Raw genomic sequence first — 15,013 nt, 5'->3', positions numbered from 1 at the left:
GGCGCACTCCGATCCGGGACCCGGGTCCCCTGACCCAGACCCGACGGAGGGTGATTCGTCATGTCCGCGACCCAGCTTGCCGCGCTCGCCAGGACCACCGAGCCGGGAACCGTGCTGCGCCGGTTCCTCGCCCTCGACGCGGTGGTGACGGGCACCAACGCCCTGGCCTACCTGGCCGCCTCCGGTCCGCTGGGACGGCTCCTGGGGGTCGACTCGGCGCTGCTGCTCGCCCTCGGAGCCTTCCTCGCGGTGTACGCCGCGGGCGTCGGCCTGCTCGCCTCCCGCGCCCGGCCGGCCGCACTCGGGGTCCGGGCCGTGATCGAGGCCAACTTCGCCTGGGCGGCCTTGAGTCTGCTCGCCCTCGCGGTGTGGCTGTCCCCGACCACGGCCGGCGCGGTGTGGACCGCCGTGCAGGCGCTGACCGTCGCCGGGTTCGCCGCCCTGCAGCACCTTGCGCTGAAAAGCCGTCAGGCCACCAGTCCCTGAAGGTACTTGACCGTCGCCGGGTCGGCCGGGAGCAGCGTCTCGATGGCCAGCTCGGCGACGGTCACGTCCATCGGGGTGTTGAAGGTGGAGATGGAGGAGATGAAGGACAGCGTCCGTCCCCCGTGCTCGATCTGGAGCGGCAGCGCGAAGTACGGCACCGGCTCCGCCGGTTCCTCGCTCGGGTCCTCCTCCGGCACCGGGTAGGCCGCCACCTCCTCGTACAGCCTGCGCAGCGGCTGCGAGCGGTGCAGGGCGATCTGCCGCTGCATCTGCTCCAGCAGATGGCCGCGCCACTCACGGAGGTTGCGGATGCGCGGTGCCAGGCCCTCCGGGTGGAGGGTCAGCCGCATCGCGTTCAGCGGCGGAGCGAGCAGATGCTCAGGGATGCCGTCCAGCAGCATCAGGATGCCCCGGTTGGCGGCCAGGACGTTGTACATCGCGTCCACCACGATCGCCGGGTAGGGCTCGTAGCCCTGGATCAGCCGCTCCATGCCCTGGCGCACGGCGTCCAGCGCCGGGTCGTCCAGCGGTGTCTCCGGGTAGTGCGGGGCGTAACCGGCGGCCAGCAGCAGGGCGTTGCGCTCACGGACCGGCACGTCCAGGTGCTCGGCCAGCCGCAGCACCATCTCCTCGCTGGGCCGGGACCGGCCCGTCTCGATGAAGCTGATGTGCCGGGCCGAGGAGTCGGCGCGCAGCGCCAGTTCCAGCTGGCTGACCCGGCGCTGCTCCCGCCAGGCCCGCAGCAGCGGCCCGACGCCCCGGTCGGTGGAAGTGACGGTCATGCCACGACCGTAGACGACCCACCGGCACCCCGGCGATGGCACCCCTTGCGACCAGGGCTCGGGCGGTGGCTCTGTGGCAGGCTTGGAGGGCATCCGCAGCCCAGGAAGGAGCGGCGCATGGCCGTCGAACCGCTGTCCCACAAGGAGATCGAGGACCGTCTCGCGGAACTGCCGGGCTGGTCGCTCGACGGGGACCGCCTCGCCCGTTCCTACCGGCTCTCCTCGCACTTCGCGGCCACCGCGATGGTCGTCCACATCGCCCAGGTCCAGGAGGAGCTCGACCACCACTCCGACCTCACGCTCGGCTACCGCTCCGTCTCGCTGACCGTGCACACGCACAGCGCGGGCGGCGCGGTCACCGAGAAGGACTTCGAGCTGGCGCGCCGGGTCGCCGAGCTGGCCCCGGGGCACGGGGCCGAGTGAGGGGCGCGTGCTCGACTACGACAAGGAAGCCGACGCCTACGACTCCTCCCGCGGCGGTGAACCCCGGGCCGCCGCGGCGGCCGAGGCGGTCCTCGGCCTGATCCCGGACGGCGCCCGGACTCTCCTCGACGTGGCCTGCGGCACCGGGATCGTCACCCGGCGGCTCGCGGCGGCACGGCCCGCGCTGCGGGTGACGGGCGCGGACCTGACGTACGGGATGGCCCGGATGGCCGCTGCCCGGCTGCCCGGCGCGATCGTGCTGGCGGACAGCCGGCGGCTGCCGTTCCCCGACGGGACCTTCGACGCGGTGACCAGTGTGTGGCTGCTGCATCTGCTGGACCGGGGCGACGACATGGGCGCGGTGGTCGCCGAGTGCGCCCGGGTGCTGCGGCCCGGCGGGGTGTACGTGACCACCGTCGACAAGGCCGCCGCCCATGACGTCGGCAGCGACATCGACGCCGTGCTCGCACCGCGTCCGCGCCGGTCCGCCCCGGACGCCTCGCCCCGCGTCGAGGCCCGCGCCGCCGAGCACGGCCTGCGCCCCGTCGCCGGCGCGCGGTTCCGGGGCGTCGGTCAGGGCCGCAGCCCCCGTGGCACCGCGGCCGATCTGCGCCGGGGCTGGTTCACCCAGCTGCCGCCCGGCGCCCCGCTCACCGAACGCTTCGCCGCCGAGCTGGAGACCCTGCCCGACCCGGACCGCCGCCGCCCCGACCCGGTGTTCGGCCTGCGGGCGTTCCGGAAGCCCGGGTGAACTCCCGCTCCAGAACTCCCGCTCCATTGGGGCGAGACGGTGATGCGACGCGCGTACGGAGGGGGCTCCGAACCGGCCGGGCGACGCGGCAACTTCGCGGACAGCGGTGGCGACTGAAGGGGAACGGAACCCGTCCGTTCTCCCGGGAGGTATCTCTCGTGCAGCACCCGCGCAAGCACCGCAGACGCAGCATCCTCCTGCCCGCCCTCGGCGCCACCGCGGCGCTCCTCGCCGCCGGGCTGACCTCGCTCACCGTCGCCGACCGCGCCGAGGCCGCCACCGCACGCCAGGTGGAGGCCCTGGACCGGGGTGTGGTCAGCGTGCACACCGGCAGCGGCAACCTGGTCAGCTGGCGCTGGCTCGGCACCGACCCCGACAGCGTCTCCTTCAACCTCTACCGGGCCGGTACGAAGGTCAACGCGACCCCCATCACCGGCTCCACCAACTACTTCCACTCCGGCGCCCCCGCGCACGCCGACTACACGGTCCGCGCGATCGTGGGCGGCGTGGAGCAGGGCGACTCCGTCCACGCGATCCAGTTCCGCACCGGATACAAGGACGTCCCCCTCTCCCCGCCGGCCGGCGGCACCACACCCGACGGGGTGGCCTACACCTACGAGGCCAACGACGCCTCCGTCGGCGACCTGAACGGCGACGGCGCCCTCGACCTGGTCCTGAAGTGGCAGCCGACCAACGCCAAGGACAACTCCCAGTCCGGCTACACCGGCAACACGATCGTCGACGGCATCACCCTCGACGGCACCCGGCTGTGGCGCATCGACCTGGGCCGCAACATCCGCTCCGGCGCCCACTACACGCAGTTCCAGGTCTACGACTACGACGGCGACCGCAAGGCCGAGGTCGCGATGAAGACCGCCGACGGCACCGTCGACGGCGGCGGCACGGTGATCGGGAGCGCCTCGGCCGACCACCGCAACTCCAGCGGCTACGTGCTGTCCGGACCCGAGTACCTGACCATGTTCAACGGGCAGACCGGCCGGGCCATGCAGTCCGTGGACTACGTCCCGGCGCGCGGCACGGTCTCCTCCTGGGGCGACTCCTACGGCAACCGCGTCGACCGCTTCCTCGCGGGCACGGCGTACCTGGACGGCTCCCGGCCCTCGCTGATCATGGCCCGCGGCTACTACACCCGGAGCGTGATCGCCGCCTGGGACTGGCGCAACGGCTCCTTCACCCGCCGCTGGACCTTCGACACCAGTTCCTCCACCAACTCCGGCAAGGGGTACGACGGTCAGGGCTCGCACAGCCTGTCGGTGGGGGACGTCGACAACGACGGCAGGGACGAGATCGTGTACGGCTCGATGGCCGTCGACGACAACGGCAGCGGACTGTGGACCGCGCGGACCGGCCACGGGGACGCCCAGCACCTCGGGGACCTCGACCCGGCCGCCTCGGGCCTGGAGTACTACAAGGTCTCCGAGTCGACGTCCCAGCCGGCCGCGGTGTACCTCAACCCCGCTACCGGGGCGGTCCGTTGGAAGCTCGCCGCCTGCTGCGACAACGGGCGGGGAGCGGCCGCGGACATCTGGGCCGGGAACGACGGCGCGGAGGTGTGGTCGGCCTCGGACACGAGCATCCGGGACGAGGCCGGCGCCACCAAGGGGCGCGAGCCGTCGTCGGTCAACTTCCTTACCTGGTGGGACGGGGACCCGGTCCGCGAACTCCTCGACGGCACCCGGATCGACAAGTACGGCACCACGGCGGAGACCCGGCTGCTGACCGGCGCCTCGGTCCGCTCCAACAACGGCACCAAGGCGACCCCGGCCCTGTCCGGTGACATCCTCGGCGACTGGCGCGAGGAGGTCATCTGGCCGACCAGCAGCAACACGGCCCTCAGGATCTACTCGACGCCCCTCGAGACGACCACGAGGATCACGACCCTGCTGCACGACACGATGTACCGCACGGGCCTGGCCTGGCAAAATACCGCGTACAACCAGCCCCCGCACCCGAGCTTCTACCTGGGTAACGGCATGCCGACAGCCCCCCGACCGGCGGTGTACGCGCCCTGAGCGAAGGCGGGTGCCCATCCCCCGGGACTCCCACGGGATCGGCACCCGCCGACGGGGGTGTGCCGGAATCGCCACACCCCCGTCGTCTCAACTCACCGCGCAGTTCTGGTCGCCGACCTTGAATGTGGTCGGCTTGCCGTTCGTGCCCGACCAGTTGGCCGTGAAGCCGAAGCTCACTGACCCGCCGGCCGCCACGTTGGCGTTCCAGCCGACGTTCTTCGCCGTGACCGAGGAACCCGACTGGGTGCGCTCGGCGTTCCAGATCTGCGAGATCGTCTGGCCGTTGGGGAAGGACCAGGCCAGCGCCCAGCCGGACCAGGCGCTCGTGCCGGTGTTGGTCAGCCGCACGTCCGCCTGGAAGCCGCCCTGCCACTGGTTGGTGACCTTGTACGTCACCGCACAGGCCCCCGTGGGCCCGGGCCCGGGATCGGGATCCGTACCGCCGCCGCTGTCGGAGGAGTCCCCGTAGATGATCCCCCGGCCGTTGGTGGCGATGTAGACGCGGCCGTAGACCCTCGGGTCACCGGTGATCGCCGCGCCGGTCCAGCCCCACTGGTGGGCGTCGTCGTTGATGCGCGTCCAGGTGGCGCCCTGGTCGGTGGAGCGGAAGATGCCGCGGACCCCGCCGATCTTCGCGCTGGTGTAGAGCGTCTGGTACGAGGCCCCGGGCGCCGCCTTGCCGAACCCGATGGTGTCGGCCTGCTCGACGTTGGCGAGCTTCGTGAAGCTGGTGCCGCCGTTCGTCGAGCGCCACAGCCCGTACGCGCCGTCACTCGCTCCGCCCGCCAGCCACACCTCGCCCTTGGCACCGGGCAGCGCCTTGAAGCGGACGCTGTCGCCGCTCGGCAGCCCGGTCGCGGCGGAGGCGGTGAAGGTGGCGCCGCCGTCCGTACTGACGTAGAACTTCCCGGACTTGAAGCCGTAGAAGACCTTCGGGTCGACGCGGTCGGACTCCACGATCGCCCCCGCCGGAATGCCGGCGGACGCCGACCAGGAGGTGCCGAAGCCGGTCGTGTGGTGGACGCCGGTGCCCTGCGGGCTCCAGACGAACCGGCTGCCGTCCGCCGCCGCGGCGACCGTGCCGCCCCCGGAGACACCCGAAGGGTCCGTCCCGGCGAACCAGTTGGCGCCGTTGTCGGTGGAGAACGCGATGTGCGGGCCCGACTCCAGGTTGCCGGAGCGGACCACCGTGTTCGGGTTGGACTCCGCGAAGTCCAGGCTGGTCGTCGAGGTGAAGTTGGGCTGGGTGAACATCATCGAGGGAACCTTGGTGAGGTCCGTGTGGCGGAAGCCGCCGATGTCACCGAGCGCGCTGAGCAGCGGGGCGCCGGACGGGGGAGAGATCAGGTCGTTGACCGCCGTCTCCTCCAGGCCCCGCACCATCGGCTTGATGGTGAACTGCGCACCGCTGTCCCAGGCGGTGAGGTTCTCGGTGCCGTAGATCGTCGCGCCGGTGCCGTACATCATGCGGTCGGAGTCGAACGGGTCGATCTCCAACGCCTCGGTCATCCAGCCGAGTTTGGGTGTCTGCTCGGGCGGGCTCGGGTTCGCGCCCCAGGTCAGCCAGGGGGAGGAGGAGACGTCCATGGTGTAGCGGTTGGCGCGGTTGGGGTACGACGTGTAGTCCCACGCCTTCGTCCAGGTGGCGCCGCTGTCGGTGGAGCGGAAGATCTGGGTGTCCGGCCACCAGGAGCTGTACGCCGTCGCCATCACCGTGCCCGGATCCTGCCGGTCGACGGTGAGGCCGCTGAAGCCGAAGTAGGTGTCGGCCTCCGCCACCGGGCTGATGTCCGTCCAGGTGCCCGTCGCCGTCGCGTACCGCCACAGCCGGCCCTTGCCGCCGTCGTAGGGGCCGCCCTTGTCGCTGTACGACAGATAGAGGTGGCCGTTCTCCGCGTCCAGCACGCCCTTGTGGGCGAGATAGCCGCTCGGCTGCCCGGCGACCCTGCTCCAGGTCGCGCCCGCGTCCGTCGAGCGGTACACGGCGTTGTCCTTGTCGGCCACGCCGACGTAGATCGTCCGGGTGGCGCTGCCGGGGGTGCCGGTGGACTCGTCGAAGGTGACCCAGACGATGCCCTGGTTGTCGGAGGCGTAGCCGCTGGTGTCGCTCGGATCCTGGACGTAGTTGCCGACGTTGGGGAAGTTCGCCACCTGCGACCAGCTCGCCCCGGAGTCCGTCGACCGCCACAGGCCCTTGCCGCTCGGCGCGCCCAGGTACAGCACGCTGTTGCGGTGCGGGTCGACCGCCAGGCGCTCGCCCATGCCCCGGCCCGGCATGTTGCCGCCCAGCTTGAACGGCAGATCCGCCTTCCGCCAAGTGGCCCCCCGGTCCGCGGAGCGCAGCACGGCTCCGTTCCCCGGGTCCCAGCTGTTGGTGTACGTGCCGACGGCGGCGTACACCCGGTTCGGGTCGACGGAGTCGGAGGCGATGCTGACGACGCCGGTGTGGCCCCAGTCGTCCCAGCCCACCGAGTCCAGCAGCGGGGTCCAGGTCTTCGACGACTCCACCCAGCGGTAGGCGCCGCCGATGTCGGTGCGGGCGTAGGCGAGGTTCTTCTCGGTGCGGTTGAACACGATGCCGGGGACGAAGCCGCCGCCGTCGATGCGGGCGTTCTTCCAGGTGTAGGTGTCGGCGCTGATCGACACCGTCTTCTTGTCGGGCTCGGCGGCGGCCAGTGCGGGCGGCGCGCCCGACAGCAACCCGGCAGCGAGCGCCAGGACGGCCGTGAGGATGCGGGTTCTTCGCACGGGGAGTCCTTTCCGGTGGGGGAGTGGAAAGCGCTTTCTCAGTGCAGCGAGAGGTGCCGGGCGGTCCCCCGTGCGGGAAGGGACCGCCCGGCCGTCCGGCCTCGCCGTCAGGTGGCGAGACCTTGCACGCGGGGCTCTTTCAGGCGCCGTGGAGCGCCTGGCGGGGGCGGGTTATTCGAGCAGCTCCGCGTACGACCCCATGGCCAGGGCGATGTCCGCCTGGGCCCAGAAACGGTGGTACGTGAACGTGGGAACCGCTCCGCCCGCCAGATACGCCTCGATCTTCGACCAGGCCGGGTCGTCCTCGTAGAACGAGCGGATCGACTCGAACGTCGACGAGGAGTTGATCGCGTCGCCGTTCGGCATCGTTCCGGTCCAGCCGCTCGGGATGTGGACGCGGTCGTCGAAGCGGTTGTAGTCGGCGCGGTTCTCCGGGACGGCGATGCCCAGGGCGTCCTGGTGGTGGTCCCACATGCCGTCGAGCAGGGCCTTCGCCGTCGTCGCCGCCGCGGTGTCACCGGAGCGGTCGGCGTAGTACGTCAGGGTCTTGGCGTACGCGGCCGCCACACCGACGTCGTTGGTGTAGTCGGCGACGGTGACGTGCAGGCCCGTGTTGGCACCGGGGTTCGCGGCGTTCCAGGTGTCGGGCTGGCCCGACCACTGCAGCGTCGACGGGATCCGGTAGGTGCCGTCCGGGTTGATGGTGGTGTGCTCGATCGCCCAGTCCACCCACTTGTCGAGGACCGCCTTGGCCGCCGCGTTCCCCGTCTGCTGGTAGTACTCGGCCACCCGCTCCATCGACCACGCCTGGAAGCCGAACCACTGGTTGGACGGCGGGTCGTGGTAGACGGGCTGCTGGTCGTAGTACATGCCGTAGAAGGTCGACTTGCCGGCCGGCGGGGTCGCGTAGCGGCCCGCCCAGCTGTTGGTCGCCCCGCCCGCGATGGCGCCCTCGCTGGACTGGAGCCAGCGGTAGAACTCGATCTGCCGCTGCAGGGACTTGGCCCAGTCCGCCTGTCCCGTCGCCGACTTCGGCTTCAGGTCGGGGTAACTTGCCAGCGCGTACGCGGCCATCGGGTTCTGGTAGCCGCCGTGCGCGTGACTGGAGCCGATGCGCCAGGCCCAGCCCGCCGACGTGTCGGTGGCACCGCCCCAGGCGTAGTACCAGGAGAGCAGGTAGTGCGAGGAGTCCTTGCCGGTGCCGGCCGGGCACGCCGACGGACCGACACAGTTGCCGATCTTCTTGAAGTACTTGTCGTACATGGCGTAGCGCAGATAGTCGCCCATCTTCGCGGCCTTGGCGACGGTCGCGGAGATCTGGCTGCCCTTGCCCTGCGCGTCGGCCCACTTGTCGGCCCAGTACGCGGCCTGCACCGCACGCGCGTCGGCGTCCGGGGCGTTGGTGAACTTCCACTGCTTGGCGTAGGAGGAGTCACCGGTGAACAGGTCCAGGTAGCCGTTCGGGCCGCCGTACTTGAAGGCGTCACAGGTCGGCTGCGGCACCGTCTCCCACACCGACTCCTGCACTCCGCGCTGGAAGGTGTTGATGTACGACGGACCGGTGTCCGACGGGCCCGCCTCGCACTTGCCGGGCGAGTTGCCGAAGCCGTAGACGTTGTCCACGTCCTGCAGCCAGTGCATGCCGTAGATCTCGTCCGTGCCGTACGCGCTCTTCAGCTCCGCCGCGATCGGGTCCGGGCCGACCGAGACCGAGGCGTCGAGCCGGGCCGGGTACTCGTTCGGGGTGTCCAGCTCGGGCGCGTAGGTCGCGGGCTTGGAGGCGTTGTAGAAGGAGTTGGTCGGCTGGTCGGCCCGGGTGGGGATCATGTACTTCTCCATGATCTCCCAGGCGCCGTTGAACCTGGTCCAGTCGCCCGTCACCTTGCCGTACATGGCCTGCAGCCACAGCAGGTAGCTGTAGGCCTCCGAGGTGGTCTCGTGGCCGTGGTCCGGCGCCTCCACGATCAGCGTCTCGACCGAGTGGTAGGGGATCCCCTCGGGCGAGAAGTAGCCGTTGGCCGGGTTGGTGATCTTCTCGTACAGCTCCAGGAAGCGGGCGTCGTACTCACCCGACGCCTCCACCTGGGTGACGGTCACCGTGGCCTTGCCGTGGCCGTTCGCGGTCGACTCGAAGGTCGCCGCGCCGGTCCCCGAGGAGTCCGCGGTGATGGTCACGCGCTGTGCGGTGTTCCAGTTCGCCGGGGTGAAGGTGAGCGAGGCACCGCCGGTCACCGACAGGCCCGAATTGCCGCCGGTGCGGGCGGTGGTGACGGTCACGTTGGCCGACGGCTGCGTGGACAGCTTGATGTCGAACGTGCCCGTCTCGCCCTGTCGTACGGCCAGTTGGTTGGTCGAGGCCACCACGGCGGGACCCGAGGCGACCGTGATGCCGACCGGCGTGGACTCCGCCGACGCGCCCAGGCTGTCGTACGCCTTGGCCAGCAGCGAGTGGTTGCCCACGGTCAAGTTGGAGACGGAGAGCGAGAAGGGGGCGCTCGTGTCCGTGCCCAGCAGCCGGGTGTCGTCGTAGAACTCCACCTTGCTGATCGTGGCGTTGTCGGCGGCCGCGGCGGTGGCCGCGAGCGGCACCGCGTCCCCCTGCGAGTAGACGGCACCCGCGGCCGGGCTGGTCAGCACCGTGATCGGGGGCTGATGGGCGCCGGTGCAGCGCGTTCCGTTGATGGCGAAGGAGGCCGGGGCGGCGTTGGTGCCGCTGTAGCTGAACTGCGCGCCGGTGGAGACCGCGGCGCCGGCCGCGATCCGGCCGTTGTACGGGGCGTTGCGCACGGTGATGTTCTGGCCGGACTGGGACCAGGTCCCGTTCCAGCCGTTGCTGAGCCTCTGGTTGCCCGTGTAGGCGTAGGTCAGGGTCCAGCCGTCGACCACGTCGGTGCCGCGGTTGGTGATGGTCAGATCCGTGGTGAAGCCGGAGCCCCAGTCGTTGGTCTTGTAGTCGACGCTGCACTGCAGCGGCGCCGCCTGGGCGGGCGTGGTGCCCGTCGCGAGCAGCGTGAACGGAAGCGCCAGGGCGGCGACGACGGCCGTCCAGGCACGCCGTACCGCTCTTCGCCTTCGGTGTGGAGGTTGCATGTGCTGGTTCCTCCTTGCGGCTCGGAGAAGTCAAGGCTTGAACCAGTGGGAGCGCTCCCATAGTGGAGACGGGTGTGCGGGGGGTCAAGATGCTTGAAGAGTCGAAAAGATTCGACGACTACCGTCGAGCGAAAGTCAAGCAACTCCCCTGTCCCTGACGGTCACTTGGCGCTAACTTCGTTGGCACCAGTGGGAGCGGTTCCACCAGTCGACGCGTCGCTCACGACGCGCTGATCTGCAAGGAGACGCTCATGCGCCACCCCCCGCGTTCAGTACTTTTAGCCGTCACCGGAGTGATCCCCATGGTCCGGTACGAGTGTGACGGCGGTGCACCAGAGCCCTCCGCGCGCACCGCATGTCATCCGCGCTGATCACCTCCTGCGCCGGAACATCCACGTCGTACGGCAGCGGGCTGCGTGTCTTCGGCGCGCCCGACGGATGACATCCCGCAACGGACCACACCCCTGCATCCCGTAACGGACCACACCCCTGACGGAGAGGGAAACCCGCACTCATGAGTCGTACCAGAACAGCCATGCTCGCCGCCCTGGCGCTGGTCGCCGGGGCCTCCGGGACGGCGTTCGCCGCCGTGCCCGACGACGTCGGCACCGCCGCCGTGCCCTGCACCGTCGACTACAAGGTGCAGAACCAGTGGGGCACCGGCTTCACCACCGCGGTCACGGTCACCAACAACGGCGCCGCCAAGAGCGGTTGGGCCGTGAAGTGGTCGTACGCCGGCAACCAGAAGGTCACCAACGGCTGGAACGCCAAGATCACCCAGAGCGGTACGGCCGTCACCGCCGCCAACGAGTCCTACAACGGCGCCCTGGGCACCGGCGGTTCGGTCAGCTTCGGCTTCCAGGGCTCCTACAGCGGCACCAACGCCGTCCCCGCCACCTTCACCCTGGACGGCGTGACCTGCAACGTCGACGACGGGGGCGGCGGCACCGACCCGGATCCCGATCCGGACCCCGGCACCCGCGTGGACAACCCGTACGCCGGGGCCAAGGTCTATGTGAACCCCGAGTGGTCCGCGAAGGCCGCCGCCGAGCCGGGCGGCAGCCGGATCTCCAGCCAGCCGACCGGTGTGTGGCTCGACCGGATCGCCGCCATCAACGGCGTGAACGGCGGCATGGGCCTGCGCGACCACCTGGACGCGGCCCTGACGCAGAAGGGCAGCGGCGAACTCGTCGTCCAGCTGGTCATCTACAACCTGCCCGGCCGCGACTGCGCCGCCCTCGCCTCCAACGGCGAGCTCGGCCCGACGGAGATCGGCCGGTACAGGACCGACTACATCGACCCGATCGCCGCGATCCTCGCCGACCCGAAGTACGCCGGGCTGCGGATCGTCACCACCGTCGAGATCGACTCCCTGCCCAACCTCGTCACCAACACCGGCAGCCGCCCGACGGCCACCCCGCAGTGCGACGTGATGAAGGCCAACGGCAACTACGTCAAGGGCGTCGGCTACGCGCTCAGCGAGCTGGGCGACGTGCCCAACGTCTACAACTACGTCGACGCCGGGCACCACGGCTGGATCGGCTGGGACGACAACTTCGCGCCGTCCGCCCAGGTGTTCAAGGAGGCCGCGACCGCCGAGGGCGCGACCGTGAACGACGTCCACGGCTTCATCACCAACACCGCCAACTACAGCGCCCTGAAGGAGAACAACTTCACCGTCAACGACACCGTGGCCGGCAAGTCGGTCCGCGAGTCGAAGTGGGTCGACTGGAACCGGTACGTGGACGAGCTGTCCTTCGCCCAGGGCTTCCGCAACCAGTTGGTCACCGTCGGCTTCAACAGCAGCATCGGCATGCTGATCGACACCTCCCGCAACGGCTGGGGCGGCTCGGCCCGGCCCGCCGGTCCCGGGGCGACGACCAGCGTCGACACCTACATCGACGGCGGCCGCTACGACCGCCGCATCCACATCGGCAACTGGTGCAACCAGTCCGGAGCGGGCCTCGGCGAGCGACCCCAGGCCGCCCCGGCCGCCGGGATCGACGCCTACGTGTGGATGAAGCCGCCGGGTGAGTCCGACGGCGCCAGCCGGGCGATCCCGAACGACGAGGGCAAGGGCTTCGACCGGATGTGCGACCCGACGTACACCGGCAACGCCCGCAACGGCAACAACCTCTCCGGCGCCCTTCCGGACGCCCCGGTGTCCGGGCACTGGTTCTCCGCCCAGTTCCAGCAGCTGATGCGGAACGCCTACCCGCCGCTGCCGTAAGCGGCGGACCTCGCCGGGGCCCGGGAGGGCCGGGCCCCGGCGCAGGTCGTCCGCTCGGCCCTTTTGCGATTACGGCAACGTCGTTTGCCTTTCGACGGTGCGTCGGCGCACGCTGGCGCCAACCGGAGGAGAGGCTGACCACCATGGCGCACCAGCACGCACACCAGCACGCGCACCACCACGACCACACCGACATCGACTGGGCCGACATGGCCGGGCACCTGGAGACCCAGGCCGAGCTGTACACGCCGCTGACCGAGCACGCGCTCGCCTGGCTGGGCGGAAAGCAGTCCGAGCCGGGTCTGATCGTCGACGCGGGCAGCGGCCCCGGCGTCGTCTCCTGCATGCTCGCCGACGCCTTCCCCGGCGCCCGGGTCGTCGCGGTCGACGGCTCCGAGCCGCTGCTGGAGCGGGCCCGCGCCCGCGCGGAACGGCTCGGGGTCGCGGATCGCTTCGGCACGATCGCCGGTGAACTCCCGGACGTCATGGCCGAGCTGGACTATCCGGCCGACCTGATCTGGGCCAGCCACAGCCTGCATCACCTCGGCGACCAGCAGGCGGCCCTCGCGGCCTACGCCGGGCGGCTGGCGGCCGGTGGCACGCTCGCCCTGGTGGAGGGCGGCCTGCCCACCCGCTTCCTGCCCCGCGACTTCGGCATCGGACGGCCGGGCCTCCAGGCACGGCTCGACGCGCTGCAGGAGGACTGGTTCAGCGAGATGCGGGCCGGCCTGCCGGGCAGTGTCGCGGTGACCGAGGACTGGCGGGCGCTGATGTCGGCCGCCGGACTGAGGCCCACGGGCTCCCGGACCTTCCTGCTGGACCTGCCCGCTCCGGCGCCCGACCGGGCGCGCGCGGTCGCCGCGGACACCTTCGGCCGGATCCGTGAGACCTGCGGTGACGCCCTCGACGCCACCGACCGGGCCACCCTCGACCGGCTCCTGGACCCGGACGACAAGGCGAGCGTCCACCACCGCCCGGACCTGTTCGTCCTGGCCGCCCGTACGGTGCACACCGCGGTGCGCCCGGCCTGATCCCGGCGCTCAGCAGCCGCCCGGCCGGGCATGGACGGTGACCCGCGCGCCCTGGACGCCGCGGGTGCCGCACTCCACGAAGTACCGGTCGAGCACCCGGCGCTTGATGCTCTCCTGAGCCGTCCGGTCGACGGGCTGCCCGGCCGGATCGCGGACCGACACCACGCGGCGCACCGCGAGCAGGCGGACGCGGATCTCCGGGGCGGGCAGCTCCGTGCCGTACAGCGTGCGCGAACCGGACGGTGAGCCCTTCAGCGCCACATCGCGCAGGCCGTGCACGGACGACGGGTCGGTCAGGGTCCACACCCGGCGCCGGGACGGCATGAACACGATCGCGTCGGCGTCGGCCGCCCGGATCGCCGTCGCGACGGCGGTGACGTCGTCCGTGCGGCTCTCGGGGGTGCGCAGATGCAGCGTCACCGGCAGCAGGGCGACCACGGCCGCCCCCGCGGCGGCCACCGCGAGCAGGCGCCGCTGCCGCAGCAGCCGGTCCAGGGCCGCGCCAAGCAGCAGAGCCGTGCCGATATGGCCGTAGAGGACGTAACGGTCCACGTACAGCGGCTTGTTCAGGGAGAGCAGCAGGAGCAGCAGGCCGGGCAGGACCAGCAGGGGCAGGGCGAGCCCGGCCAGTGGGCCCCTGACCAGTACGGCGCACCCGGCCCCGAGCGCGCTCACCCCGGCGAAGCCCAGCAGTGCCCCGGCGCCGGGGCCGCCGATCCAGGCGACCTGCTCCGCCTGGCCCGAGCTCAGCACCGCCAACGGCGCGAGACCGGCGCCGACCGCGAGGATCACCACCGTCCCTGCGCGGCGGGCCCGCCGGGGGAGCGTCACCAGGTGGACGAGGGCGGCCAGGACCGCGAACTCGTGCAGCAGACACGCCGTCAGCAGCACCGCGCCGTACCCCGCCCAGGCCCGGCGGCTCCCCGACCGGACCGCGCCGAGCAGCAGATACGACGCCCAGGCGACCAGGGCGCACACCAGCGCGTAACCGCGGCCCTCCTGCGCGTACCGCTGCACCGGCGGCAGCAGCGCGAACACGGTTCCGGCGAGCAGCCCCGCCCGCGGTCCGGCGAGCCGCTGCCCCAGCAGCGCGACGAACCCGCCCGCCGCGGCGGCGGCCAGCACCGAGGGCAGCCGGAGCACCAGCAGGGGGTCCAGGTCGCCGGAGATCCGGAACAGGCCGTGCAGCAGCAGGTAGTACAGACCGTGCACGGCGTCGGCGTGGGCGAGGGTCCCCACGAGGTCGGACAGCGGGCGCCGCGCCATGTCGTAGGTCACCGCCTCGTCCCGCCACAGGCTGCCGCCGCGCCGCACGCCCCACAGACCGAGGACGAGGCCGAGGGCGACGGGCACCAGGACAGCGGCGGCGGAGCGGCGCGGCGCGGGCCGCGCCCCGCGGACGTGCGGGGGCCGGGCGGACAGGAGGGCGGGCTCGGGTA

Annotated in this window: 10 protein-coding genes; 6 read left to right on the top strand and 4 right to left on the bottom strand. The window is 71.4% G+C overall.

Annotated features, from left to right (window positions below; all coding sequences use genetic code 11):
* Positions 1-60: 60 nt before the first annotated feature.
* Positions 61-486 carry a hypothetical protein gene (locus tag ACWD1Z_RS06025; protein ID WP_451115924.1) on the top strand — a complete coding sequence of 142 codons (426 nt, stop codon included), beginning with the start codon at positions 61-63 and terminating at the stop codon, positions 484-486.
* On the opposite strand, the gene ACWD1Z_RS06020 is transcribed toward ACWD1Z_RS06025, so the two are convergent.
* Positions 468-1,268: a helix-turn-helix domain-containing protein gene (locus ACWD1Z_RS06020; protein WP_451115923.1), complete on the bottom strand. Its 801-nt coding sequence runs from the start codon at positions 1,266-1,268 to the stop codon at positions 468-470. The genes ACWD1Z_RS06025 and ACWD1Z_RS06020 overlap by 19 nt on opposite strands.
* A gap of 117 nt (positions 1,269-1,385) precedes the next feature.
* Between ACWD1Z_RS06020 and ACWD1Z_RS06015 the strand changes: the two genes are divergently transcribed.
* The 3 genes from ACWD1Z_RS06015 (at position 1,386) to ACWD1Z_RS06005 (ending at position 4,475) form a co-directional block, all read left to right on the top strand.
* Complete coding sequence (locus ACWD1Z_RS06015) at positions 1,386-1,691, top strand: 4a-hydroxytetrahydrobiopterin dehydratase (protein ID WP_451115921.1); 306 nt, start codon at positions 1,386-1,388, stop codon at positions 1,689-1,691.
* Between the two features lie 7 nt (positions 1,692-1,698).
* On the top strand, positions 1,699-2,442 hold the full coding sequence (locus ACWD1Z_RS06010) for a class I SAM-dependent methyltransferase (protein WP_451115920.1): 744 nt from the start codon (positions 1,699-1,701) through the stop codon (positions 2,440-2,442).
* Positions 2,443-2,600: 158 nt separating this feature from the next.
* A complete protein-coding gene (locus ACWD1Z_RS06005) occupies positions 2,601-4,475 on the top strand; it encodes a rhamnogalacturonan lyase (RefSeq protein WP_451115918.1) in 1,875 nt (624 codons plus the stop codon).
* Between the two features lie 87 nt (positions 4,476-4,562).
* Here the strand turns inward: ACWD1Z_RS06005 and ACWD1Z_RS06000 are convergent, their stop codons facing one another.
* The gene (locus ACWD1Z_RS06000) at positions 4,563-7,223 is read right to left on the bottom strand and encodes a cellulose binding domain-containing protein (protein ID WP_451115916.1); all 2,661 of its coding nucleotides are present in this window, start codon (positions 7,221-7,223) and stop codon (positions 4,563-4,565) included.
* 171 nt (positions 7,224-7,394) lie between these two features.
* Positions 7,395-10,313 carry a glycoside hydrolase family 48 protein gene (locus ACWD1Z_RS05995; RefSeq protein ID WP_451115914.1) on the bottom strand — a complete coding sequence of 973 codons (2,919 nt, stop codon included), beginning with the start codon at positions 10,311-10,313 and terminating at the stop codon, positions 7,395-7,397.
* A 514-nt stretch (positions 10,314-10,827) separates the two neighbouring features.
* Between ACWD1Z_RS05995 and ACWD1Z_RS05990 the strand changes: the two genes are divergently transcribed.
* Complete coding sequence (locus ACWD1Z_RS05990) at positions 10,828-12,543, top strand: glycoside hydrolase family 6 protein (RefSeq protein ID WP_451115913.1); 1,716 nt, start codon at positions 10,828-10,830, stop codon at positions 12,541-12,543.
* Between the two features lie 143 nt (positions 12,544-12,686).
* Complete coding sequence (locus ACWD1Z_RS05985) at positions 12,687-13,574, top strand: class I SAM-dependent methyltransferase (protein ID WP_451115911.1); 888 nt, start codon at positions 12,687-12,689, stop codon at positions 13,572-13,574.
* 9 nt (positions 13,575-13,583) lie between these two features.
* On the opposite strand, the gene ACWD1Z_RS05980 is transcribed toward ACWD1Z_RS05985, so the two are convergent.
* Positions 13,584-14,927: a glycosyltransferase family 39 protein gene (locus ACWD1Z_RS05980; RefSeq protein ID WP_451115909.1), complete on the bottom strand. Its 1,344-nt coding sequence runs from the start codon at positions 14,925-14,927 to the stop codon at positions 13,584-13,586.
* Positions 14,928-15,013 lie beyond the last annotated feature (86 nt).

Source organism: Streptomyces sp. NPDC002784 (assembly GCF_053592135.1).
The sequence above is the reverse complement of the archived record's forward strand: the minus strand, read 5'-3'. Positions and strand labels throughout refer to the sequence as shown.

Bases quoted from the DNA above. Each gene is read 5' to 3' on its own strand.
- ACWD1Z_RS06025 (WP_451115924.1), top strand. From the start codon at position 61: ATGTCCGCGACCCAGCTTGCCGCGCTCGCCAGGACCACCGAGCCGGGA.
- ACWD1Z_RS06020 (WP_451115923.1), bottom strand. From the start codon at position 1,268: ATGACCGTCACTTCCACCGACCGGGGCGTCGGGCCGCTGCTGCGGGCC.
- ACWD1Z_RS06015 (WP_451115921.1), top strand. From the start codon at position 1,386: ATGGCCGTCGAACCGCTGTCCCACAAGGAGATCGAGGACCGTCTCGCG.
- ACWD1Z_RS05995 (WP_451115914.1), bottom strand. From the start codon at position 10,313: ATGCAACCTCCACACCGAAGGCGAAGAGCGGTACGGCGTGCCTGGACG.
- ACWD1Z_RS05990 (WP_451115913.1), top strand. From the start codon at position 10,828: ATGAGTCGTACCAGAACAGCCATGCTCGCCGCCCTGGCGCTGGTCGCC.
- ACWD1Z_RS05985 (WP_451115911.1), top strand. From the start codon at position 12,687: ATGGCGCACCAGCACGCACACCAGCACGCGCACCACCACGACCACACC.